Below are 22,984 nucleotides of genomic sequence, written 5' to 3' on the forward strand. Positions count from 1 at the left end.
TGATTTTGCTTGATGTGTTTTTTTGAAAGCACAGAAAATTAGTGATTGTTGCGGTATGATGTTTCGTTTGGATTAGCTATAGTTGAAGTAAAAACTCATCCTTTTCAAGAAATAGATTTTTCTGAAGCCTGAGCAGAGACTGCGCTTGGATCTGATAGTTCTGTTCTGACATATTTGCCTTCTTTATTGTATAAATCAATCACTTGCTCTTCAGTTTGAACTTCCACTGTATTAGCCTCTTTTTGATCTGTTGAAGATGATGCATTAACACCTGCATTTGTACCTTGGTCTTGTGTTTTAGGAACTGTAGTTTCGTGATTACTTGCCTGGATTCCTCTACTTTCATATTTAGCTTCAGTTTGAGTTGAAGTAGCTACTTTCGCACCTACTTCACTGAGTTCATCTGCAATTGATCTTCCAGATTTAAGTTGCCAAATTTCCCTTTCTAAATTCCCCTTTTCTTTTTGCAGTTGATTTAATTCTCTAGCTAATTGATTTACTGTATCAGTCAATTCTTCGTTTTCATTTTTTGCTTCCATCCATTGTTCTACCAACTGCTTTTCGTGATTATCTTGTGAACCTTCTACCAATATTTTCTTGAGATCATTTTCAAAATTTGTATTCTTTTTTTCTAGTGTACTTAACTTAGCTTCACTTTGCTCTAATTTTTCCTGCTGCTCTTCATTTATTCTATTTATTGACTGAATCTCACTTTTTTTATCGTTCAATTGACTCATTAAATGTGTTATTCTAGCGTTTTCATCTTTTTCACTTTGTTTTAGTGCGTTTACCTCTAGTTCTAATTGCTTAATGTCTTGATCCTTTTCAGCTAACTCTTTTTCCTTTCTTTTCAATTCATCTTTAAGTCTTGTGAATTCTTTTTCCAGATCTTGCTTTCCCTCGATTAATTGACTTGCTTCTGCTTCACCTTCTTCTGTTATCTTCGTATTACGGCTTTTTAACTCCGCGTTTTCCTTCTTGAGATATGTGTTTTCTTCCTCTAACTCATTTCCTTCTTGTTTGTTCTCTTCTTCATCACTAAACGTATCACTCTCAAATATTTCATCTTCACCATTAAATTCACTACTAATAGACAAAGAACTTCTGCGTGAAGAAGGTGTATTAAGAGAAGAATATCCACTGCTACTTGGTGTAGCTGACTGTGGTGAATCTTTTGTAAATGTTTCCTCTGCTGGTGTTTGCTGCTCGTTCACACTTTTGACCATGTCAGTGAAAGTTTGATATAGAGTTTTGCCATTGATAAAAACTTCTTTATTCTGCTCAACTAATTTTAATACCTCTTCTGGGTCAGTTATTTCTCCAAATTTTGGTTCATCAATCACTCTTTTTATGCCCTTAGAATTTACTTCTACAGTCATGCTACAATCTATGCTATTGCCTTTAGAATCCTTAGCTTGCCAGTTAATGGTCATCTCACATGAGCTTGAACCAGTAAAATCATAGTGCCTTTCGCTGCCTTTTTTGGTTGCAGTTATTTGACTATCTTTCCCTAAAGATAGGTTATAAACCTTGCCTTCGTCACTGGCTCTTAAAAGGGTGCTAATCTCTATTGGTTTTTCTTTATTTTCAAATCTAATTTTAAATTCATTATCTTGTGTTGTATATACTAAGAAATTTTCACTTGGTAGAGATTCTGCGAATTTTTTATGTGTTGCATTTATTGATTGCTCAAACTTTTGAAACTCCTCTTTCCACTTTGAACTTACCTGTTCTTTAATGTTCTCATCTTTGTGTAAAGGACCAATAAAGTACCAGATTAAATTTTCTTCTTCTAGTTTTCTGATAAAATCCTGAAAATTTTTGCAAGATTTAATGAAACTTAAAATATCATTTTTCTTTTGCTCATCTACATCTAAACCTTGATTTTCAGCTATAAATAAGTTTTCTTTTAGCATAATTTCTATTTTTAGAGAACTATATTATAATATTAGCATATTTTCTTAAAAAATCAACTAATCTTATAGTTAAATAAACTTGAGTATTTGGCGGGAATGTTATATATTAACCACTCCAAGAAGTGCAGTATGGACAATACTATTATAAGAAAATACGATATTAGAGGTGTGGTAGGCAGAGACCTGCAAATCAGTGATGGGTATGAAATAGGTAGAAAATTCGGTCAAACTGCAGCTAACGTTTGTGTAGGCTATGACAGCAGGATAGATTCACCAAGCATAGAAAAAGAATTAATCAGAGGCTTGATTTTATCCGGTGCGAATGTTATACGCGTTGGGCTCTGTTCTTCACCTATGCTCTACGCTGCAACAATGCAGGCAGATCTTGGGATTATGATCACTGCTTCTCATAATCCCAGAGAATATAACGGCTTTAAATTTTTCAGTAGTAAAAAAGTTTACTCAGATCAAGAAATGAAGGAAATTATAGGCAGTACAATTAAAAACAGCACGAAAATTGGAAGCTTAATTAACACGAATACATATAGTGAATACATTCACATATTAAAAAATGCACTAAAAAATAATACTACACGCAAGCTAAAGATAGCCTGGGATTTTGGCAATAGTCCAACAATTGTAAGGTATATTGAAAAAGTTTTACCAAGTCATATACACATCATAACCAATAACTCTATAGATGGGACGTTTCCACTGCATGACCCAGATCCCATAGAAGAAAAAAATCTTGCTCAGTTAATCAGTATTGTCAAGAAAGATAAATGTGATCTTGGTATTGCACTTGATGGTGATGGTGATAGGGTACGCTTGATTGATAATAAAGGTAATGTTGTTTCCAATGATCACTTGTTTATGATTTTTTCACGTGAAGTATTGGCGGAATACCCAAAAAGCAAAGTTATTGCCAACGTAAAAATGAGTATGAAAGTGCATGATTTCGTTAGCAAATTAGGAGGGCAAATAATTACCTGTGCCACTGGACACTCACTAGTTAAGAAAAAGATGGTAGAAGAAGGGGCCAAGTTTGCCGGTGAACTCAGTGGGCATTTTTTCTTTTCTGAGTTAGGTTTTGATGATGGACTATATTCTGCTATTAAAGCCATTGACATTTTACTTAAGAAAAACCAAAGCCTATCTGAGGCGATTGAAGATTTACCAAAGTTATATATCACTCATGAAGTGAAAATTGTGGTGAAGGATGAGAAAAAATTTCAAATAATTGAATCAATCAAGGAGACACTAAAGCAGCAAAACATTGTATTTTCAGAGCTTGATGGAATTAAGGTAACTGATGATAAAGGTTGGTGGCTTCTTAGAGTATCAAATACGCAAAACTGCATAACAGCAAGATGTGAAGGAAATACCTTAGAAGATTTTGAATTCACTAAAAAAGTTTTGTTGTATTACATTGATGAACTAAAATTATACATTTAAATTTTTTTGATGATTTACTTATTCGTCAATGTTTGCAGTTTTGTTTGATTAGTAATAGGAATTGGTAACCTATGGCGCACTGCTGTGGATAACAGCTGTCTAAGCTAATTTAGCTATAGAAAATGAACACTCACTTTTCTTTATTGTTTTGAGGTTTTTCTTGATCAACCATTTCCTCACCAATCTCTTTTATTTTTAGTATCAATGACTCTGGTACATACATGTTAATTACTTCTTCTGTTGTCACAAATAAAGCCTGATAAGAGTGTGAATTTATTATCCAATTGGGCAATATGTCTTCTGCGTCTATTTTAGACTCTCCCTCTTTTTTATCATATACTGTGTGGCAATATAAGTGCACAGCAAAAAATAGTACATAAGAAAGCAATATTCCTCTGAGTGCTCCGACAAAGATTCCAGTAACTCTATCCATTAATCCCAACCTTATAGGTGATAATATGTACATTAGCCAGTTATTCATTGTCATGAATGTAAGATTAAGTATGATAAATACAGAGATTGTAGAAAGTATGTTTTGTGTAACTTTAGAGTCAAAATACTTACTATAATTTATAATAAAAAAATCATAGTAACTAGCTGTCAAAAAGACTGATAAGAGCAAGAACATTAATGCACATAGCTCTTTTATAAAACCTCTAGTTATCGATATTATTACACACAAGACAATAATAAAGATAATTAGGCTATCGAAAAACATATTTTGTATCTATATGATTTTCAAGATATAATAGTTGTAAATAACAAAGTTGTAAAATTAATTGTGTTGATATTTTATCAGCTGGTCTAAGTACCGAGCAATCATATCAACTTCTAAATTTAGGTAATTACCTGTTTTGTTATATTGAAAAGTTGTATTTTTCCATGTGTAGGGAATAATGTTCACAGTGAATTCTTGATCGACAACTGAATTTACTGTAAGGGAAACTCCATCTAGCGTTACAGAACCTTTTTTTGCAACAAATTTAATTAATTCTTGTGGGCATGATAGTCTGATTTCATGAGATTCTAAATTTTGATTGATTGTTAAAATTTCTGTTGTGTCATCCACATGACCCTGAACCAAGTGGCCGTCAATTCTGTCACTCAGTTTCATTGCTTGTTCTAGGTTTATTTTTTTCCCTGTTTTCCACGTATTTAAGTTAGAAACCTTCATGGTTTCTTGAGATACTTGAACTGTGAATACATTGCTCATTATGTTGACAACAGTTAAACACACTCCGGAGCAGGATATTGAATCTCCTTTGTTTATAGAGGATAAATTTTGTGTCTCAATATGGAAGATTTGATCAGAGTTAGGGTGGATAGTGATATCAGTTATAGTGCCAATATCTTTGATAATTCCTTTAAACATGCAATAAAATAAATAATTATATCACAAAAGATCTTATTTGTTAGGTGCGCAAAGGAAGATCTTTTTTACTTATCTGCTCAATAGATTCTACAGAATATTCAGAATATAGAAAGTAAGCCAGGTTCAAAACGCACAGTGTAATTAATATTGGTAACCCTATGTTTAATGTTAGACCGATACTTTCCCTTTTTTCTGTTGGCACCAATTCCTTTAAAATTGACACTTTTCCCAGCGGCAAGTGCCATAGGCAGAGTGCTGATATAGAAGCTGCTACTAAAAATAGACAAAAATAAGTCTCTTTCGAAGAAAACATAGCTTTTAATGGTGATTTGAGCCTAATATTAGTAGGCAATCGAGTTTTAGCTTCATTTGTTTTTGGTAAATGGTCTACAGCTTTGCTTGGTAAAATTTCATGAGAAACATTTTTAGGCTGTGGAGAAGGTTGGCCTGAAACTAATTTAATCAACTGCTCTTTTTTTCTATATACTTGCTTGTGTAAATACTCTTTTGGAAAAGAAGATTTGCCGGCTGTTTGTGGTATCTTCAGCATTTCTAATGCTTCTGATATCTCATCTGGTTCTAATACTTCATGTAGTTGTTTATCTTGGAAATAAATAATATTAAACATTGAGTTGAAAATATTGTGAAATATTTCTGGATCTTGATTTTTATATTCACTTACTACTTCTACGAATATTTCATCGAGTTTTTTTCCCTTGTGCTTAGCTACATTATCTATCATAGCTACTCTAGCATCAATTTGAGCTTGTTTTATGATTGATTGTTTTTCTTCTTGCAATAATTCTTTAGCCTGCTTTTGTGACTTCTTTTTTCTGTTAGCTTTAAAATAATCTGTGTGCGAAGTAGTTTGACCTATATCCCGTTCCACTTCTTGAGGCATTGGATTTCCTATACTACCCTCTGTTATCCGAGTGTCTAACACTGGTTCTTTTTCTTTTTGGTCAAGTGCTGGAATAACACCAGGTGGCATATTGTTACTCTGTATAGAAAATTTGGGCAGTTGTGGGAAAAAGAATTGTGCCGTATTAAAAAAATTGAATGGCTGAAAAAGAGACCTAAACCAGGAAATATTTTCATGAATTGCAGCAACAATTACTGGTGCGCGTGTAATTTGCTTTCTGTTACTTACTATATTGTAGCCAAACGAACCTTGCACAATTTGTTTATCTTGCTTGTTCCTTTTTTCAACCACATTTTCGTTTTTATTTTCAGTTTCTTCTACTTGTGATATATCTTGACTTTGCTCCTCATTTTTGGCTTTTTCTACATGTTTTAGCTTCTCATTTAAGAGTGCCTCGATTTGTTGCAAGCTATCTAGATTGATGTTTTTGTCTGTTTTTAGCGTTATCGTTATGCCCTGCAGAAGGATTTGAATTGAAGCATTACTTATGAATTCTTCTACAGTTTTATTCGCTTTATGGTGGTTGTTGTATAGTTCTTCACTTTCTTTTGGTACTTTTATATTGGCTGTGAAGTTTTTCTCCTGAGAAAGGCAGATTTTAAAAAAGTCAATTAAATGTTTTATTTGAGGTAATATTGTATTAGGGTTTACCTCTGTTAGCAGCTTGAGCTTAAATGAAAACTCTTGTGTATCACTTACAACACTTCTTGAGCGAATGGTGCTAATCTCCAGTACTTCATTAGAAAATGCCTTACTTATTTTTTTAGATCTATCCTTAAAAAACTTAGGTAAACCCTCAATTTCGTATTTTTTCTTAGTTTCTATGTTACTACTATGCATGAGTAAATTTTTTAATGTAGAGTGAAATAAAAAACATAATTAGTCAATAAATTAATAATTATAGCACCCTTGCATAACAGCGGCGCGTTGGATTCAATAAGAGCAGAAGAAGTTACTTTACAAACCTCATCAGTTTCCTTATCATGACAATAAGAGTATTTATCCTTGTTTTTGATCTGCGCAGATTCAATGACAAAATTCAGTAAAAAAACTCAGATATTTATTGGCAAATTACATAAAATTATAGCGGCTGCATGTCTTTTTTATTTTTTCTACATTCAGCCAAAATCCGCTTAAAATAAGCGTTAGAACATTATTACAATGCCAATTTACATTATAAAACTCACTACTGGGAGATTCTTTTGCCTTTTTTTTGCTTGGTGAATTTCTTAATATTTTGGATTGGTTAGGAGTCCTATAGAGATGTCATTCCAGCACTTGATGCTGGAATTCAGGAATTTTTTGAGCACGAAAGTTATGCTAAGTTTTTATTGTTAAGTAAAGGCTGGATTCCAGTGTCGGAGCACTGGAATGACAGAAGAAGGAAACACTCGGATAGGGGCAATTTTAATGATACCATCATAGAGATCAGCTACTCTGATGACAACTTTTTATGCGAATAGTTTTATTGATGATATTAAAGACTTCACTATAATGAAAGTTTAAGCTAGCGTTTTTAAGGTGAATAAAGAGCTAATAAGTGAAATACCTTTACTTGAAGATAAGGCAGTTTCTGAGATTGAAAATGCTGCTTCTTTGCAGGATTTAGAAAAAGTTAGGTTGTCATACTTGGGGAGAAAGGGTGTAGTAAAAGCTTATTTCGATGACTTAAAGAATATAGATGATGCAGGAGAAAAACGCGACCTAGGTGCAGTGATTAATGTTTTACGCAATAAGATAGACCAGCTTATAACAAGCAAAGAAAATGAACTAAAAGATAAAGAAGTTAAGTTAAAACTGCAAAATGAAGCAGTTGATATCACACTACCTGTCAGACCAGAAAGAATTGGCAAGATTCATCCACTGAGCAAAGTTATAAGTGAAGTAAAGCTCATTTTTGCACATATGGGCTTCAAAGCAGTTGATGGTCCTGATATTGAAGATGAATTTCACGTGTTTGATGCGCTAAATACTCCAAGTCATCATCCTGCGCGAGAGGAGCAAGATACCTTCTACTTAAAGAATAAAATAAACGATAAAAGAATGGTGCTGCGCACTCATACCTCATCTGTGCAGATTAGAACTATGGAAAAGACAAAAGCTTTTCCAATTAAAATAGTAGCTGCAGGCAGGGTATACAGAAATGACTTTGATGCAACTCACACTCCTATGTTTCATCAGATAGAAGGGCTTTATGTTAATGAAAATGTCAATATGGGCCAATTAAAATTTACTATTCATCGCTTCCTTAGTAAATTTTTCGGAGATAAAGGTCTAAAAATACGCTTTCGTAATAGTTTTTTTCCTTTTACTGAGCCTTCTGCAGAAGTGGACATAAGTTATAAAGGTAGTAAATGGATTGAAGTACTTGGATGTGGTATGGTGCATCCAAATGTCTTTAAAAATGTTGGAATAGACCATACTAAATACAGTGGCTTTGCATTTGGGATTGGTATAGAAAGGCTAGCAATGCTGAAATATCAAATTAGTGATCTAAGGAGCTTTTACGACAATAGAGTTAGTTGGCTCAACCATTATGGTTTTCATTTTTTGTCTTTAAGATAAGTGACAAATAAATCTTATACATTTGTTGTACTTGCTGCTGGGCATGGTAAACGAATGAATTCAAGCTTACCTAAGGTTTTGCACAAAATAGGTAATTTTTCCATGCTTGAGCACGTCATTTACAATGCAAAGCAGCTAAATCCTGAAAAAATAGCTATTGTAGTCGATTTGCCTTTAACTCAAAGGCTGGAATGCTTTAAGGATATAAAATTAATTACACAAGAGTCAACGCTCGGTACAGGGGATGCAGTCAAAATTGCAATGAGAAACCTGAAAGAATTGTCAGATATAGTTGTTGTGCAGTATGGGGATACTCCACTAATAAAAAGCAGCACAATAACTAAAATGATAAGCTGCTTAGGAGAGAGCAATGCTTTAGTTTGTCTTGGGTTTAAAACTAATAATAAAGGATACGGTAGACTAATTATTGAGAACGGCTCCCTAAGAGAAATCGTAGAAGCACAAAATGGTAGAAATAATGATGAGGAATTTCTTGCTAATGCCGGAATAATGGTTGCACATGAAAAGAATCTACTTGAATTGGTGGAGAAAATAGAGTGTAATAACCAAGCTCATGAATATTACTTGACCGATATCGTTTCCATTGCAGTAAAGAGTAATTTAAATGTCGGCTATGTTATTGCTGATGAGGAGGAGGCAACTGGCATAAATAATAGGAATGACCTTGTAAAAGCTGAGTTTTACTTTCAAGAAGACAAAAGAAAGTTTTTCACTAACTCTGGAGTGACGCTTGTTGCTCCAGAGACTGTTTTCTTCTCTCTTGACACGCAAATTGGTATGGATTCGATTGTTTACCCATACGTTTTTTTTGGCCCTGGAGTAAAAATAGGATCTGGTGTTAGGGTTGGTCCATTTGCCAAATGTGAAAATACAACAATAGGTGATGGTGCAATCATAGGTAATTTTGTTGAAACAAAAGCAAGTGATATAGGTATAAATACTAAGATAAAGCATTTAAGTTATATAGGAAATACTCAGGTAGGGCAGGGGAGTAACATAGGTGCAGGTACCGTTATTTGTAATTATGATGGAAAAAAAAAACATAAAACAAATATTGGAAGCAATTGTTTTATTGGTGCCAATAGTTCATTAATTGCACCGCTTAATGTTCATGATGACTCTCTAGTTGCAGCAGGTAGCGTTATAGTAGAGGATGTGCCAGAGAAAAGTCTTGCAATTGCAAGAGAAAGGCAAATAACTAAGAAAATAAAATAACTCTAATTTTTATTACACGAATTATGTTATTTTTAACATATATATTAGTATACATGTATATCAATATACATGTTAAAAATGAAAAAGTTGCTTATTTTGGTGGTCTGTTGTTTCCTGTCAGTACCGTCTTTTGGAGTTGATTGGATTAAAGATAGAATTTATACTTCTTTGTCATATAGCCGACTTGGTGTTAATTATGACGTTGGTTTTCACTATACAGATAGCGTTAAAATTTCAGTTGGCTATGTAATCAAACCTACTCTTGATGAAGAATTTGGAGCAGTGGTGGGGCTTATGGCAAAGCTTCATTATCATCATAAATTTGAAAATACGGGTATTACTCCTTATATTACTGCTGGTGTTGGTGCTGTTATAGTGCGTACAATGAAGGCTAAACCTAATGTAGGTAGAGCTGATAGTATAGGTGAAAACATAAGTGCTCTACTTGGAGAGGCTTTCAAAGCTGTAGTCAATGATGAATTTTTTTCTTATCAAATAGGTTCTGGTATTAATCTTCCACTTTCTGAAAGAACAAGTGTTTTTGCTGGCTACAAATTGCAAAGGTTTCATAAAATTTTCCATGGAATTGAGCTAGGAGTGAGTTTTAATTTATAAACTCTGATTGAATATTTTTAGTAAAGGCTAGTGGGAAATTATATTGAAGTGAAAGTAAGTGATGTAGACTCAAATGATGATTGCAGCAGATAGTGAAAGATATGCCAATTTGCAATTGCAAGAGAAAGACAAATAACAAAAAAAATAAAATAATTCCAATTTTTTACTTGCAATTTATACTATTTTTAATATTTATATGCTTGTATGTGCATATATTAATCTTTGGAGGATAAAAATGAAAAAGTTACTTACTTTCTTGGCTTGCTGTTCTTTGTCAGCACCGTCTTTTGGAGTTGATTGGGTTAAAGATAGAACCTACACCTCTTCGTCGTATGGTATGCTTGGTATTAATTATGATCTTGGCTATCATTGTACAGATAGCATTAAAATTTCATTTGGTCCTGCAGTTAAACTTGTTATGAGTGAAGGGATTTTAGACGCGGGACTTATGACAAAGCTTCATTATCATTATAAATTTGAAAATACAGATATTACTCCTTATGTTACTTTTGGTGTAGGAGGAGTTGCTAAAATTCCTCTTTCAGAAAATCAAGGGCCAGACGTAGAAGAATTTTTTTCTTATCAAATAGGTTCTGGTATTAATCTTCCACTTTCTGAGAGAACAAGTGTTTTTGCTGGCTACAAGCTGCAGAAGTTTCATGAACTTTCGCATGGGGTTGAATTTGGAATGAGTTTTAATTTGTAAGCTCCGATTGAATGTTTTTAGTGAAGTCTGGTTTGAATTTTTGTTGAAAAAAAGCAAGTGATATAGGCTAAAATGATGATTGCGGTAGGTAACAAAATGTGACAAAGAGAAGTTTGGCAATTGCAAGAGAAAGGCAAGTAGCTAAGAAAGTGATTCCGATTTTATTATGTAAGTTATGTAATTTTTAACTTTTCTGTGAGTATATATGCGTATATTCATGGTTAGAGGGTAAAAATGAAAAAATTACTTACTTTAGTAGTCTGCTGTTCTCTGTCAGCACCGTCTTTTGGAGTTGATTGGATTAGAGATAGAATCTATACTTCGTCGTCATATGGCAATCTTGGTGTTAATTATGATCTTGGTTATCACTATACAGATAGTGTTAAAATTTCGGTTGGTTCTGTAGTTAAACCTACTCTCAATAGTCAGTATAACCTTGCTGGACTAGAGTTGGGACTTATGGCAAAGCTTCATTATCATCATCAATTTGAAAGTACGGATATTACTCCTTATATTACTTTTGGCACAGGAGGCATTATTGCAATGTCTCAAAAACAAGAAGGATTTTTTTCCTACCAGATAGGTGCTGGTATTAATCTTCCACTTTCTGAGAGAACGAATGTTTTCGCTGGCTATAAACTTCACAAGTTCAGTGATTTTTCTCATGGGTTTGAACTTGGAATGAGTTTTAATTTATAAGCTCTGATTGAATGTTTTTAGTGAAAGCTTGAGTTTTTATTAACGTCGTAAAGTTTTCATGAGACTAAGAGAATTTGAGAGTAGTCAAGTTTTAAAACTTGACTACTCTCCACGAGGAAAAGCAGATAAAGGTAGAAGTATTTCATGTTTTTATTTATATTGACAGTATGTGTAACATCATTTACGATTAGTGTTAATAACAATAATTGATATTTGTCATGTTTGCAGTAATCGAAACTGGTGGAAAGCAGTATTTAGTAAAAAAAGGCAGCATAATTAAAGTAGAAAGATTACAAGCTGAAGAAAAAGAGGAAGTGGAAATCAATAAAGTGATTTGTGTTTCAAACAATGGCTTATCTTGTTCATCCAATGCTGTTATTAAAGCTGAAGTACTAGAGCAGTGTAGAGATAAAAAAATTATAATCTTTAAGAAAAAGAGAAGAAAAAATTACCGTAGGAAAAATGGTCATAGGCAGTATATTACTGTTCTTCGTATCAATGAAATTAGTCTTCAAAAGTAAGAGGTAAGATATGGCAACTAAAAAATCAGGTGGTAGTTCCTGTAATGGTAGAGATTCGGCAGGGCGTCGACTCGGGATAAAGAAGAATGGTGAGGTTATTCCAGGTAACATAATTGTACGTCAAAGAGGTACAAAATTTCATCCTGGAAAGAATGTTGGTATGGGTAAAGATCATACGATTTTTGCTAAAACGAAAGGCTGGGTGAGTTTTAGAAAATCAGCAAATAAAAAGACGTTTATTGATGTTGTGCCTACAGATGATATGCAAGCCTTGGCTTGAATAGATACGGGTCTGTAGCTCAGGTGGTTAGAGCGCACGCCTGATAAGCGTGAGGTCGGAGGTTCAACTCTTCCCAGACCCACCATTTAAATTTGCAATAGTTTTGATATCGTGTAACTAAGCGATGGTTTTACATAAGAATTCAGTAACCAGTGAATCAGTAGCAGCCGGTCATCCAGACAAAGTAGCAGACCAGATTTCAGATGCAATACTTGACGAATACCTTTTTAATGACTCTTCCTCTCGTACTGCAATAGAGACTTTAGTTACTAAAGATAATGTTATTATAGCTGGGGAAGTATTTGGGCCGAACATTGAAAATAGCAAGATTGAAAGTATTGTACGGAATACAATAAAAGATATTGGTTATGAGCATGATGGTTTCCACTGGGAAACAGTGAAAGTAAATATACTGCTACATGAACAATCAAATGACATTGCAATAGGTGTGGATCAAGGTGCTGGGGATCAGGGCATAATGTATGGCTATGCAACAATAGAGACAGAAAGCCTCATGCCAGCACCCATTTTTTATGCACACTCGATTCTGAGAAATATCATGAGTATGGTCAAAGAGGTAAAGCTTGGTCCGGATGCAAAATCGCAAATCACTTTGGCGTATGAGAATAACCTTCCAGTGCGTGCTGAAAGTATTGTTGTTTCAATACAGCATCTTGAGGATCTGAGTCAATCGAAAGTGAAGGAAATAATTTATCCTTACATAGCTTCATCTTTACCTGAAGGGTGGATGTGCCCTAAAGAAAATCTCTTAGTCAATCCAACAGGTAGATTTGTTATTGGCGGACCAGTTGGTGATTGTGGATTAACCGGACGAAAAATTATGGTTGATACTTATGGAGGCTATATTCCACATGGTGGAGGAGCGTTTTCTGGAAAAGATGCAACAAAAGTTGATAGATCCGCAGCTTGTATGGCGAGATACCTTGCTAAAAATATTGTCTTTGCAGGTTTAGCTGAACGTTGTCTTGTGCAGCTTTCTTATGCAATTGGTGTCTCAAAACCTACTTCATTTTACATTGATACATTTGGCACGAATACAATAGATGAAGAGAGGATTAAAGGGTTTATTGAAGGTAACATAGATTTATCAACTAAAGGCATAATAAGACATTTATCACTTAATCGTCCTATATATAAACGTACAGCCTGCTATGGGCATTTTGGTAAAGAATCGGAAAGTGATGGTGGATTTTCTTGGGAAGGTGTGGACTTATCTACTGATTTTTGTAAAGAATTTAATATAGAAGAAAAAAAGAGAGAATTTCTTTAAACTATTAAACTCTTTTATTTCTAGCTTGATACTGATATAATAACTTATTATTAAATTGTAAGTAACTTTTTAGTAATTATACCAGTTTTAATATTTATGAGGCTTACAAGATGTCCGACAAACCAAAAGAAGAATTTTACGATATTGCTGTAAGAGAGTCATCTGGCCTTATTGAAAAAATAATAAAACATCCTTTCAATGTTGAATTGATGAACAATACGCTAGATTATGAAAAGTTCAAATTTTATCTTCAGCAGGATTTTTTATATTTAGTGGACTGTACTCGTGCTTTATTGATTATTGCAGCTAAAGTTCATGACATTGAAATAATGAGCAGCTTAATAAATGTGGCAAGAGGAACATTTGATGTTCGGAGGCAATATAAAGAACATTTTGGAGATTGTGATTTATCTGATAATCACAAAAAATCAAGAGCCTGTTCTGCCTTTACTGACTTTTTCATGCGCGCTGCATATAACAGTTCTGTTGCTGAAGCTTTATCAGCATCTTACCCTTGCTTTAACATATACCAAATCATTCTACATAATATGATGAGTGAGATAACACCCGATGAGGTTAAAAATAGCAAGTACGAAGGATGGATCAATATTTACAATAGCAAAGCAATGAATGCTGCAATTGATGAGTTTACTAATATTACGAATAAATTTTATAAGAAAGCTGGCGATTGTGAAAAAAGAAGGATGCATGAGTTTTTTAAGAGAGGTCTAGAGCTAGAAATATTGTTTTGGGATGAGATGTATTCTCTAGCATAGTCTGTAGTATTAACACTAAATTATGTTATAATTTATGTGATGTTCAGTGGTATAATTAAGAGCTATTATGGGTCAAATCTTTTAAAGGATATTATTGAGCATCCTTTCAATGTTGAATTAGCAAATAATACTTTAAACATAGAAAACTTCAAATTTTATATACAACAAGATGCATTCTTTTTAGCTGATTATGTTCGTACTGTTTTAATGATTGCATCAAAAATGGAGAGTTGTAATAACATTGTTCCATTGATTGGGGTGGCTAAAGGAGGAATAGAGATTATGAGAGTGTTATACGACCACTACTTTACTGTATACTCCATAAATCGTGGAGAAAAGTCGCTTGAGTGTTTCAATTTTACTAACTTTCTTTTGTCTACTTCATATAGCGATGTTTATGAAGCTGTAACAGTTCTTTACTCTTGCCATTTCATATATAAAATTGTTGTTGATAATATGAGAAATAAAATTAAAAAAAATAATAGGTATAAGGATTGGCTTGATTTTTTTGGCAGTAGCTTGATGGAATCTGGATGTGTTGCTTTGGAAGATATTGTTGACGAATATTGTAACAAAGTAGGAGAAAGTGAAAGAACCAGAATGCTAGAATTATTTAAAATAACTGCACAATTTGAGTTAGGCTTTTGGAATAGCGCATATAATTTTTCAAAATTTGATCAAGATTTTAAGAAATATTGACAATTTTAAGCTAATTTGTATGCTTGGTACGTATTTTTGAAGATGATATGAAAAGTAAAGAACATGATTTTCATTTAGTAGATCCAAGTCCCTGGCCAATTGCTATATCAGCAGCAATTCTTGTTCTTGCACTTGGATTAGTTGGTACACTCCATAAACAAATTTCTGGAATATTTGGTTTAGTTTTGGGAATCTCTGCGGTATCAGGGGTGCTGTTTTATTGGTGGAGAGATGTAATAAGAGAAGCAATTTATGATAAATGCCATACTGCCATTGTAAAACATGGACTCAAGCTTGCAATGTACTTATTTATCCTCTCGGAAGTTGTGTTTTTTATAGCGTTCTTTTGTTCATTCTTTAAAGCCTGGCTTGATCCGGTTTTTTTATTTGAAGCGTTTTCTCCTACAAAAAAAGTTGAATGGCCCCCTGAAGGGATTTTACCACCGGATCCGTGGTCATTACCATTCATGAATACATTAATATTATTACTTTCTGGTACAACGATTACTTCAGCACATCATTTTTTACTTGAAAATGATCAAAAGAGCATGATTAAAATGCTGTCTATAACTATATTGCTTGGGATGTTCTTTATAATAGTGCAAGCAATTGAGTATTATGAAGCAAGTTTTTCTCTACAAGAAGCGGGAGAGAAACTTATCTATACATCCAACTTTTACATGATTACTGGTTTTCATTGTGTACATGTTATAATAGGGATAATATTCTTGTCAGTATGTTTATTTAGAGCTCGAAAAAATCAGATTACACCTCAAGATCATTTATGTTTTGAGTTTGCTTCTTGGTATTGGCACTTCGTTGATGTAGTTTGGATATTTTTATTTTTGTTTGTTTATTGGCTCAGCATTTATTAAGTGATTAAGATAATAGGTCTAGATCCAGGAATAAGCAAAACTGGTTGGGCAATTATCAATCTGGAAGAAAAAAATAGTATTGAATTTTTGGGTGGTGGTGCCATATCAACTGATAGTAAGTTGGGTACAGGTGAGCGTTTACATATAATTTTTGAAGAATTAAAGAAAGTAATTTCTCTATACTCTCCAAATGAAGCTGCAGTAGAGAAAATTTTTGTTAATAAGAACCCAAAATCTTCGCTAACTTTAGGATATGCAAGAGCGATTGCAATTTTAGTATTACAAATGACGGATTTACCCATGAATGAATATGATGCAAACTATATAAAAAAGAGCATTACTGGAAATGGTCATGCTGATAAGGGTCAGATTATATTTATGGTAAAGCAAATAGTTAAAAGCTCAAATATAAAATGTCACCATACTGCTGATGCTCTTGCTACAGCAATTTGTCATGCTTATACGAGAAATTCTTGTTTTATTGAATAGTTTTACATGAATTCAGTTAAAAAAACTATTTGATGGTATTTATCTTATCTAACGTTCGTTGCAGAATAATACATGCAGCAATTTTATCATCTATTTTTTTTGATTTTGTGATTGATATTCCAGTAATTTTTAGTGCGTGAGTTGCAAGAGATGTTGATAGACTTTCGTCTTGTAGGTATATGTGTACTTTACATTTTTTTATTATTTTATTTGCAAACTGGATTATTGCTTTACACCATTCAGTCTCTTGGTCATCTATTTTGAATGGTAGTCCTATTACCATTGATCCAGCTTCATTTTCTTTAAGCATTCTATTTAGATAGCCTAAATCTTTGCTCATATTTCTTCTATAATATATACTATGAGCTGTAGCTATAAGCTGTGTTTTATCACTAAATGCTATGCCTATTTGTTTTTCTCCCATATCAAGGCACATTATACGTTTATCTCTTGGAATAGACTTTAGAAATTCATCTGGATTTCTATGTAGCATCTATGAAAACATAACTTTTGTACAATTATATTTTTGTGACAGTAAGTTATGTACAGTCTACTGGCATGATAGACATTCATCATAATTAATATCTGTTTTTTGTTGCAATATTTCACTTTTTTTGAATATGTCATGTGAGACCTTGTCAGCTCTCTGCATTGATTGTGATCTGCAGTAATACAAGCTTTTTAATCCTTTTTTCCAAGCAAGCATATGTATTTTGTGTAAGTAACGTTTATGCACATTGGCAGGTAAGAACAGATTTACTGATTGAGATTGACAAATATAAGGAGTTCTATCACTTGCATGTTCTATGATCCATTGTTGATCAAGTTCGTATGCTGTTTTAAATGTCAGTTTTTCATGCTTGCTAAGAAAATCTAAATGCTGAACAGAACCCTCATTTGTTGAAATTGAGGACCATGTTTCATCATTGTCTTGATTTTTTTCTGCTAGTAGTTTTTGCAAGAATTTATTTCGTACTACAAATGAACCTGTAAGTGTCTTCTGTATAAATACGTTTGCTGCATACGGCTCTATTCCAGGAGAAGTGTTGCCTGCGATAATCGAAATTGAGGCAGTTGGAGCAATAGCGAGCTTATGTGTAAACCTTTCCATTAGATCGATTTCTTTAGCGTCAAGACATGGCCCTTTTTCTTCTGCTAATTTTTTAGAAACTACATCTGCTTGCTCGCGCAAATGCTTAAATATTTTTTTATTCCATTGTTGGGCTGTTACTGATTCAAAAGGAACCATTTTACTTTGTAAAAATGAATGAAAGCCCATCACACCAAGACCGATACTACGCTCTCTTATTGCGGAATATTTTGCTCGCTGTATTTCATTTGGTGCGTGGTTTATGAAATCCTCTAATACATTATCAAGAAAACGCATTATATCTTCTATGAAAAGCTCATTATCTTTCCATTCTTCGTAGTATTCAAGATTTACGGATGATAAACAACATACAGCAGTGCGTGACTTTTTCAGGTGATCGTAACCTGTAGTTAAAGTTATTTCACTGCATAGGTTTGACATTTTGATATCTAAATTGAGCTTTTTGTAAGGTTCTGGTTTATTGTTATTTGTTGCATTAAGAAAGATAATATAAGGTTCTCCAGTTTCAATTCTTGCTGTTAATATTTTAATCCATATATCCCGTGCTTTTACTGTTGAAATAACTTTATTGTTATGAGGGCTTATTAAATCCCATTCTTGATCATCTTCAACAGCTTGCATAAACTTATCTGTTACTATTACAGCATGATGTATATTTAATGCTTTGCGATTTGGGTCACCACCAGTTGGCTTACGTAAGTCTAGAAACTCTTCTATTTCTGGATGCCATACAGGAAGATAAACTGCTGAGCTTCCTCTTCTTAAGGATCCTTGGCTGATTGCAAGCGTCAGAGCGTTTTGTACTACGATAAATGGCACAATTCCTGATGTTTTACCGCTACCTTTGACACTTTCACCAATTGAACGTAAATTTCCCCAATAACTACCTATTCCACCACCACGTGCAGCGAGCCAAACATTTTCATTCCATAGATCAACTATTCCCTTCAAGCTATCTTCAGTTTCATTAAGAAAGCAGGAAATAGGCAATCCTCTTTTGGTACCGCCGTTACTAAGTATTGGTGTTGAAGGCATGAACCACAAGTTGCTCATGTAATCATAAAGACGTTGTGCATGTTTTCTATCATCAGAATAGTAATTAGCAATACGTATAAAGAGATCTTGATAACTTTCATTTTCTATTAAATACCTATCCAATAGAACTGCTTTTCCAAAATCGGTTAATTTACTATCTTTTGCGTAATTAATAGTAATGTAATTCATAAGGCTCCTTTTATGATAATATAGAAATTTATTTGAGCGATTTCTCGATTAAGTTGTTGAATTTGTTTGTGGATGTTGTAATGCAAATAAGATACCATCAACCTGACTGCCATATATTTTACAGTAACTCATTTGACTTATTTGCATATTTGTTTCTTTTGCAACATGCTGAATATAATCTTCTGAATGACGAAAATAATCTCCTTTGTTTACAAAGTCAATACCTTTACCTTCCTTTCTTCTTACTAAACATACAATAACCCCTTTTTTGTTTGTCAATCCTTTTGCTAGTTCCAATTCTGCTAGAAAATCATGTAGATAGTGTAGCACTTCAGCAAAGATAATTACATCATATTGCTGGTTCTTCTCTTGTTTAAGAAATTCTTTCATTTCTGTATGTATTAACTCATCGTAAACAGGTTTACCTTTTATAAGGCATCCTCTTGCAATATTGAGCATTCTATTTGAGATGTCAACTCCTGTTATGCGACTTCTAATATTACTTATTTTTAGGAAGTGACCACATATTCCAGTACCGCAACCAAGGTCGAGTATATTCAGTTTAGAAGTGGAGTTGTTAAAGACTTTTGTAATTATCATGTGTACTAGTTCATGCCCTCTGTATTGTTTGGCAATTAGCCAATGCTCAACAAAATATTCACCTGTGTAATCAAAATATTGTTTTATGAGATTTTCAGGCAATTCTACGATATCTGATGTGTTTGTTATTTTTTTTAAGTAGTAAGAAGCTTCTTTGTGACTACTATCTAATTTTAGTGTCTTTGTTAAATAATTATAAGCTTTATTAGTATTTCCTACTGCAAAATGACATCTTCCAATATTATAACAGACTAGAGGTAAATTGGGGTAGAATATGCTAATTAACCAAAATCTTAACTTTGCATCTGATATATTACCTTTATAGAAGTGATATAACCCGATTTCAATGTTGGTATTTAACAGGTTTTTAGATTTTTCAAGAAACACTACAATTTCTTTATGGAGAGTATTGTATTTATCCATAATGAAATTTTTTACTTTTTTAATATTTAATAAGCCAGTGAGCTTAGATATACAATTTAAAGCAAAGTTTTTTATAAAAGATAGATTACTTTTCATACATTAGAAATACTCCAAATGTTCATTTTCATTTTTAGGTAACTAATTTTAACACATTTTATCTTACAAAATATCTTTTTCATTAATTTTTCTGTACATATCAATTTGTCGAATATTTCTCAGATTGTACTGTTTAAGATTGCTGGTATATTGTTGTTGATAATAATAGGTAAATGTTTTGTGTAAAAAGGCGTTGACATATGATTTATCAGATTGTAACATATAAAAGATTAGTTTTTAGATGTTTGAAAAGTTTTATGGTAGAGATTATTTAATCTCAATTCAATTGTAAGTTAATATTTAACTCTGCATATTCTACATATAGTCAGATAAATAAATTATTAAGAGCACTTGATGGATGCCTTGGCGTTAAGAGGCGATGAAGGACGTGGCAGGCTGCGATAAGCTGTGGGAAATTGTCAACAAATTTTGATCCGCAGATTTCCGAATGGGGAAACCCAACTAGCTTAGCTAGTTATTATATACTAAGTATATAAAGCAAACTTGGTGAACTGAAATATCTAAGTAGCCAAAGGAAAAGAAATCAACCGAGATTCTGTTAGTAGTGACGAGCGAAAGCGGAAAAGGCTAGTGATTTAAAAATAAGAATTAGAATACTCTGGAAATGGTAACCATAGAAGGTGATAGTCCTGTATAAATAGAAAGTTTTTAAATCCTTGAGTAGAGCGGGGCACGTGAAATCCTGTTTGAATATGGGGGGACCATCCTCCAAGCCTAAATACTCCTTAACGACCGATAGTGAACAAGTACCGTGAGGGAAAGGTGAAAAGAACCCCGGGAGGGGAGTGAAATAGAATCTGAAATCAAGTGCTTACAAACAGTTGGAGCTCTATATCAATTTATTGATATTTAGAGTGACAGCGTACCTTTTGCATAATGGGTCAGCGAGTTAATCTATGAAGCAAGCTTAAGCCGGTAGGTGTAGGCGTAGCGAAAGCAAGTCTGAATAGGGCGTTTAGTTTTATGGATTAGACCCGAAACCAAGTGATCTAGTCATGACCAGATTGAAGGTATGGTAAAACATACTGAAGGATCGAACCAGTTAATGTTGCAACATTATTGGATGAGTTGTGATTAGGGGTGAAAGGCCAATCAAACTTGGAAATAGCTGGTTCTCCGCGAAATCTATTTAGGTAGAGCGTTGTATGTATGTTGTTGGGGGTAGAGCACTGGATAGACTAGGGGGATTCATCATCTTACCAAATCTAACCAAACTCCGAATACCAACAATTAATTATACAGCAGACACACTACGGGTGCTAAGTCCGTGGTGGAAAGGGAAACAGCCCAGATCACTATCTAAGGTCCCAAAATTACAGCTAAGTGGGGAAGGAAGTGGAAAAACCATTACAGCTAGGAGGTTGGCTTGGAAGCAGCCATCCTTTAAAGAAAGCGTAACAGCTCACTTGTCTAAATAAGTTTTTCTGCACCGAAAATGTACCGGGGCTAAAGCTGTATACCGAAGATGTGGGTGCTTATTAATTTCGATTAATAGGCGCGGTAGCGGAGCGTTCCGTAAGTCTGTGAAGGCGGTTTGTGAAAACTGCTGGAGATATCGGAAGTGAGAATGCTGACATAAGTAGCGTAAAAGAGTGTGAAAAACACTCTCACCAAAAATCTAAGGGTTCCTACGTTAAGTTAATCTGCGTAGGGTTAGTCGGTTCCTAAGGCGAGTCCGTAAAGGAGTAGTCGATGGCAATTAGGTTAATATTCCTAAACCTCTTAAGTGTGACGGGTTTTGTATTTGTATAGGTCTTATTGGATTGATCTATGCTTAAAAGAAGCTCCAGGAAATAGCACTTATATTTATGAGGCCGTACCGTAAACCGACACTGGTGGATGAGTAGAGTATACTAAGGTGTTGAAAGAATGATGTTGAAGGAACTCGGCAAATTATACCTGTAACTTCGGAAGAAGGGTAACCTGCTTTTAGGCAACTATGAGTAGGTGGCACAAAATAGGGAGTAGCGACTGTTTACTAAAAACACAGGACTCTGCAAACACGTAAGTGGAAGTATAGGGTCTGACGCCTGCCCGGTGCTGGAAGGTTAATAGGAGGGGTGCAAGCTCTGAATTGAAGCCCCAGTAAACGGCGGCCGTAACACTGACGGTCCTAAGGTAGCGAAATTCCTTGTCGGGTAAGTTCCGACCCGCACGAATGGCGTAACGATTTCTCCACTGTCTCCAACATCATTTCAGCGAAATTGAATTCCCCGTGCAGATGCGGGGTACCCGCGGTTAGACGAAGAGACCCCGTGCACCTTTACTATAGCTTTACATTGCTATTAAAAGTGTGATGTGCAGGATAGGTGGGAGACTTTGAAGTTATGGCGCTAGCTATGATGGAGTCAACCTTGAGATACCACCCTTTACACTTTTGATATCTAACTATGTTTCATTATCTGGAACTAGGACATTGTATGGTGGGTAGTTTGACTGGGGCGGTCGCCTCCTAAAAAGTAACGGAGGCGTGCGAAGGTAAGCTAGAGCTGGTCGGAAATCAGCTTGATAGTACAATGGCATAAGCTTGCCTGACTGCGAGGCTGACAAACCAAGCAGAGACGAAAGTCGGTCATAGTGATCCGGTGATTCTGTATGGAAGGGTCATCGCTCAACGGATAAAAGGTACGCCGGGGATAACAGGCTGATGGTGTTCGAGAGTTCATATCGACGACACCGTTTGGCACCTCGATGTCGACTCATCACATCCTGGGGCTGGAGAAGGTTCCAAGGGTTCGGCTGTTCGCCGATTAAAGTGATACGTGAGTTGGGTTTAGAACGTCGTGAGACAGTTCGGTTTCTATCTGCCGTGGGTGAAGGAAATTTGAGAAGATCTGACTCTAGTACGAGAGGACCGAGATGGATATACCTCTGGTGTACCAGCTGTTATGCCAATAGCATCGCTGGGTAGCTACGTATAGATGGGATAATTGCTGAAAGCATATAAGCAAGAAACCCTCTTCAAAAAGATTTCCCAATTAAGGCCGTGGGAGACTACCACGTTGATAGGCTAGGTGTGGAAGCATGGTAACATGTGAAGCTAACTAGTACTAATAGCCTGATTGATTTATTTCCTTTCTATATGTGTATAT

20 protein-coding genes, 1 tRNA gene and 1 rRNA gene are annotated in these 22,984 nt (G+C 34.4%); 15 read left to right on the top strand and 7 right to left on the bottom strand.

From position 1 onward, the window contains the following. Positions 1-104: 104 nt before the first annotated feature. Complete coding sequence (locus ABWU56_RS01555) at positions 105-1,916, bottom strand: hypothetical protein (protein ID WP_353281657.1); 1,812 nt, start codon at positions 1,914-1,916, stop codon at positions 105-107. Between the two features lie 129 nt (positions 1,917-2,045). Here ABWU56_RS01555 and ABWU56_RS01560 point away from each other — a divergent pair, with 129 nt between their 5' ends. Then, positions 2,046-3,371: a phosphomannomutase/phosphoglucomutase gene (locus tag ABWU56_RS01560; RefSeq protein ID WP_353281658.1), complete on the top strand. Its 1,326-nt coding sequence runs from the start codon at positions 2,046-2,048 to the stop codon at positions 3,369-3,371. Positions 3,372-3,501: 130 nt separating this feature from the next. Here the strand turns inward: ABWU56_RS01560 and ABWU56_RS01565 are convergent, their stop codons facing one another. From ABWU56_RS01565 to ABWU56_RS01575, 3 genes are read right to left on the bottom strand one after another with little or no spacing between them, the layout of a single operon-like run. After that, positions 3,502-4,089, bottom strand: coding sequence for a CvpA family protein (locus ABWU56_RS01565; RefSeq protein ID WP_211907805.1), 588 nt, complete (start codon positions 4,087-4,089; stop codon positions 3,502-3,504). A gap of 57 nt (positions 4,090-4,146) precedes the next feature. Then, a complete protein-coding gene (locus ABWU56_RS01570; RefSeq protein ID WP_064085308.1) occupies positions 4,147-4,743 on the bottom strand; it encodes a riboflavin synthase in 597 nt (198 codons plus the stop codon). A 40-nt stretch (positions 4,744-4,783) separates the two neighbouring features. After that, a complete protein-coding gene (locus ABWU56_RS01575) occupies positions 4,784-6,505 on the bottom strand; it encodes a hypothetical protein (protein WP_353281659.1) in 1,722 nt (573 codons plus the stop codon). A gap of 681 nt (positions 6,506-7,186) precedes the next feature. On the opposite strand from ABWU56_RS01575, the gene pheS reads away from it, so the two are divergent. The 13 genes from pheS to ruvC all read left to right on the top strand — a co-directional run bounded on the left by pheS (position 7,187) and on the right by ruvC (position 16,417). Then, the gene (gene pheS, locus ABWU56_RS01580; protein WP_264374605.1) at positions 7,187-8,230 is read left to right on the top strand and encodes a phenylalanine--tRNA ligase subunit alpha; all 1,044 of its coding nucleotides are present in this window, start codon (positions 7,187-7,189) and stop codon (positions 8,228-8,230) included. After that, positions 8,231-9,466 (top strand): NTP transferase domain-containing protein, encoded by a 1,236-nt coding sequence (locus ABWU56_RS01585; RefSeq protein WP_353281660.1) that lies wholly within the window; start codon positions 8,231-8,233, stop codon positions 9,464-9,466. 78 nt (positions 9,467-9,544) lie between these two features. After that, the gene (locus ABWU56_RS01590) at positions 9,545-10,081 is read left to right on the top strand and encodes a hypothetical protein (RefSeq protein WP_353281661.1); all 537 of its coding nucleotides are present in this window, start codon (positions 9,545-9,547) and stop codon (positions 10,079-10,081) included. A gap of 235 nt (positions 10,082-10,316) precedes the next feature. Further along, a complete protein-coding gene (locus ABWU56_RS01595) occupies positions 10,317-10,787 on the top strand; it encodes a P44/Msp2 family outer membrane protein (protein WP_007302508.1) in 471 nt (156 codons plus the stop codon). A 234-nt stretch (positions 10,788-11,021) separates the two neighbouring features. Then, a complete protein-coding gene (locus tag ABWU56_RS01600; protein ID WP_353281662.1) occupies positions 11,022-11,486 on the top strand; it encodes an outer membrane beta-barrel protein in 465 nt (154 codons plus the stop codon). A gap of 218 nt (positions 11,487-11,704) precedes the next feature. Then, positions 11,705-12,007: a 50S ribosomal protein L21 gene (rplU, locus tag ABWU56_RS01605; protein WP_264686671.1), complete on the top strand. Its 303-nt coding sequence runs from the start codon at positions 11,705-11,707 to the stop codon at positions 12,005-12,007. 10 nt (positions 12,008-12,017) lie between these two features. Continuing rightward, a complete protein-coding gene (gene rpmA, locus ABWU56_RS01610) occupies positions 12,018-12,287 on the top strand; it encodes a 50S ribosomal protein L27 (RefSeq protein WP_006012184.1) in 270 nt (89 codons plus the stop codon). A gap of 8 nt (positions 12,288-12,295) precedes the next feature. Continuing rightward, positions 12,296-12,372: transfer RNA gene (locus ABWU56_RS01615), tRNA-Ile, on the top strand. A 39-nt stretch (positions 12,373-12,411) separates the two neighbouring features. Beyond that, positions 12,412-13,578, top strand: coding sequence for a methionine adenosyltransferase (gene metK, locus ABWU56_RS01620; protein ID WP_353281663.1), 1,167 nt, complete (start codon positions 12,412-12,414; stop codon positions 13,576-13,578). Between the two features lie 110 nt (positions 13,579-13,688). Continuing rightward, complete coding sequence (locus ABWU56_RS01625) at positions 13,689-14,354, top strand: TenA family protein (RefSeq protein ID WP_353281664.1); 666 nt, start codon at positions 13,689-13,691, stop codon at positions 14,352-14,354. A 39-nt stretch (positions 14,355-14,393) separates the two neighbouring features. Continuing rightward, on the top strand, positions 14,394-15,053 hold the full coding sequence (locus ABWU56_RS01630) for a TenA family protein (protein WP_264719965.1): 660 nt from the start codon (positions 14,394-14,396) through the stop codon (positions 15,051-15,053). A gap of 47 nt (positions 15,054-15,100) precedes the next feature. Continuing rightward, the gene (locus ABWU56_RS01635; RefSeq protein ID WP_019236912.1) at positions 15,101-15,928 is read left to right on the top strand and encodes a cytochrome c oxidase subunit 3; all 828 of its coding nucleotides are present in this window, start codon (positions 15,101-15,103) and stop codon (positions 15,926-15,928) included. Continuing rightward, on the top strand, positions 15,929-16,417 hold the full coding sequence (gene ruvC / locus ABWU56_RS01640; protein WP_264719966.1) for a crossover junction endodeoxyribonuclease RuvC: 489 nt from the start codon (positions 15,929-15,931) through the stop codon (positions 16,415-16,417). It abuts the gene before it with no gap. 25 nt (positions 16,418-16,442) lie between these two features. Here the strand turns inward: ruvC and ruvX are convergent, their stop codons facing one another. Genes ruvX through ABWU56_RS01655 form a run of 3 tightly spaced genes read right to left on the bottom strand, consistent with a single transcriptional unit; the run spans position 16,443 to position 19,871 of the window. Then, positions 16,443-16,910, bottom strand: coding sequence for a Holliday junction resolvase RuvX (gene ruvX / locus ABWU56_RS01645; protein WP_353281665.1), 468 nt, complete (start codon positions 16,908-16,910; stop codon positions 16,443-16,445). Positions 16,911-16,967: 57 nt separating this feature from the next. Beyond that, positions 16,968-18,752, bottom strand: a complete 1,785-nt coding sequence (locus ABWU56_RS01650) for a ribonucleoside-diphosphate reductase subunit alpha (protein WP_264336922.1) — start codon at positions 18,750-18,752, stop codon at positions 16,968-16,970. 48 nt (positions 18,753-18,800) lie between these two features. Further along, complete coding sequence (locus tag ABWU56_RS01655) at positions 18,801-19,871, bottom strand: class I SAM-dependent DNA methyltransferase (RefSeq protein ID WP_264375925.1); 1,071 nt, start codon at positions 19,869-19,871, stop codon at positions 18,801-18,803. A 331-nt stretch (positions 19,872-20,202) separates the two neighbouring features. Between ABWU56_RS01655 and ABWU56_RS01660 the strand changes: the two genes are divergently transcribed. Next, positions 20,203-22,967, top strand: a 23S ribosomal RNA gene (locus ABWU56_RS01660). The last annotated feature ends 17 nt before the right edge of the window (positions 22,968-22,984 follow it).

Source organism: Wolbachia endosymbiont (group B) of Horisme vitalbata, assembly GCF_964028625.1.
Classification (GTDB): Bacteria; Pseudomonadota; Alphaproteobacteria; order Rickettsiales; family Anaplasmataceae; genus Wolbachia.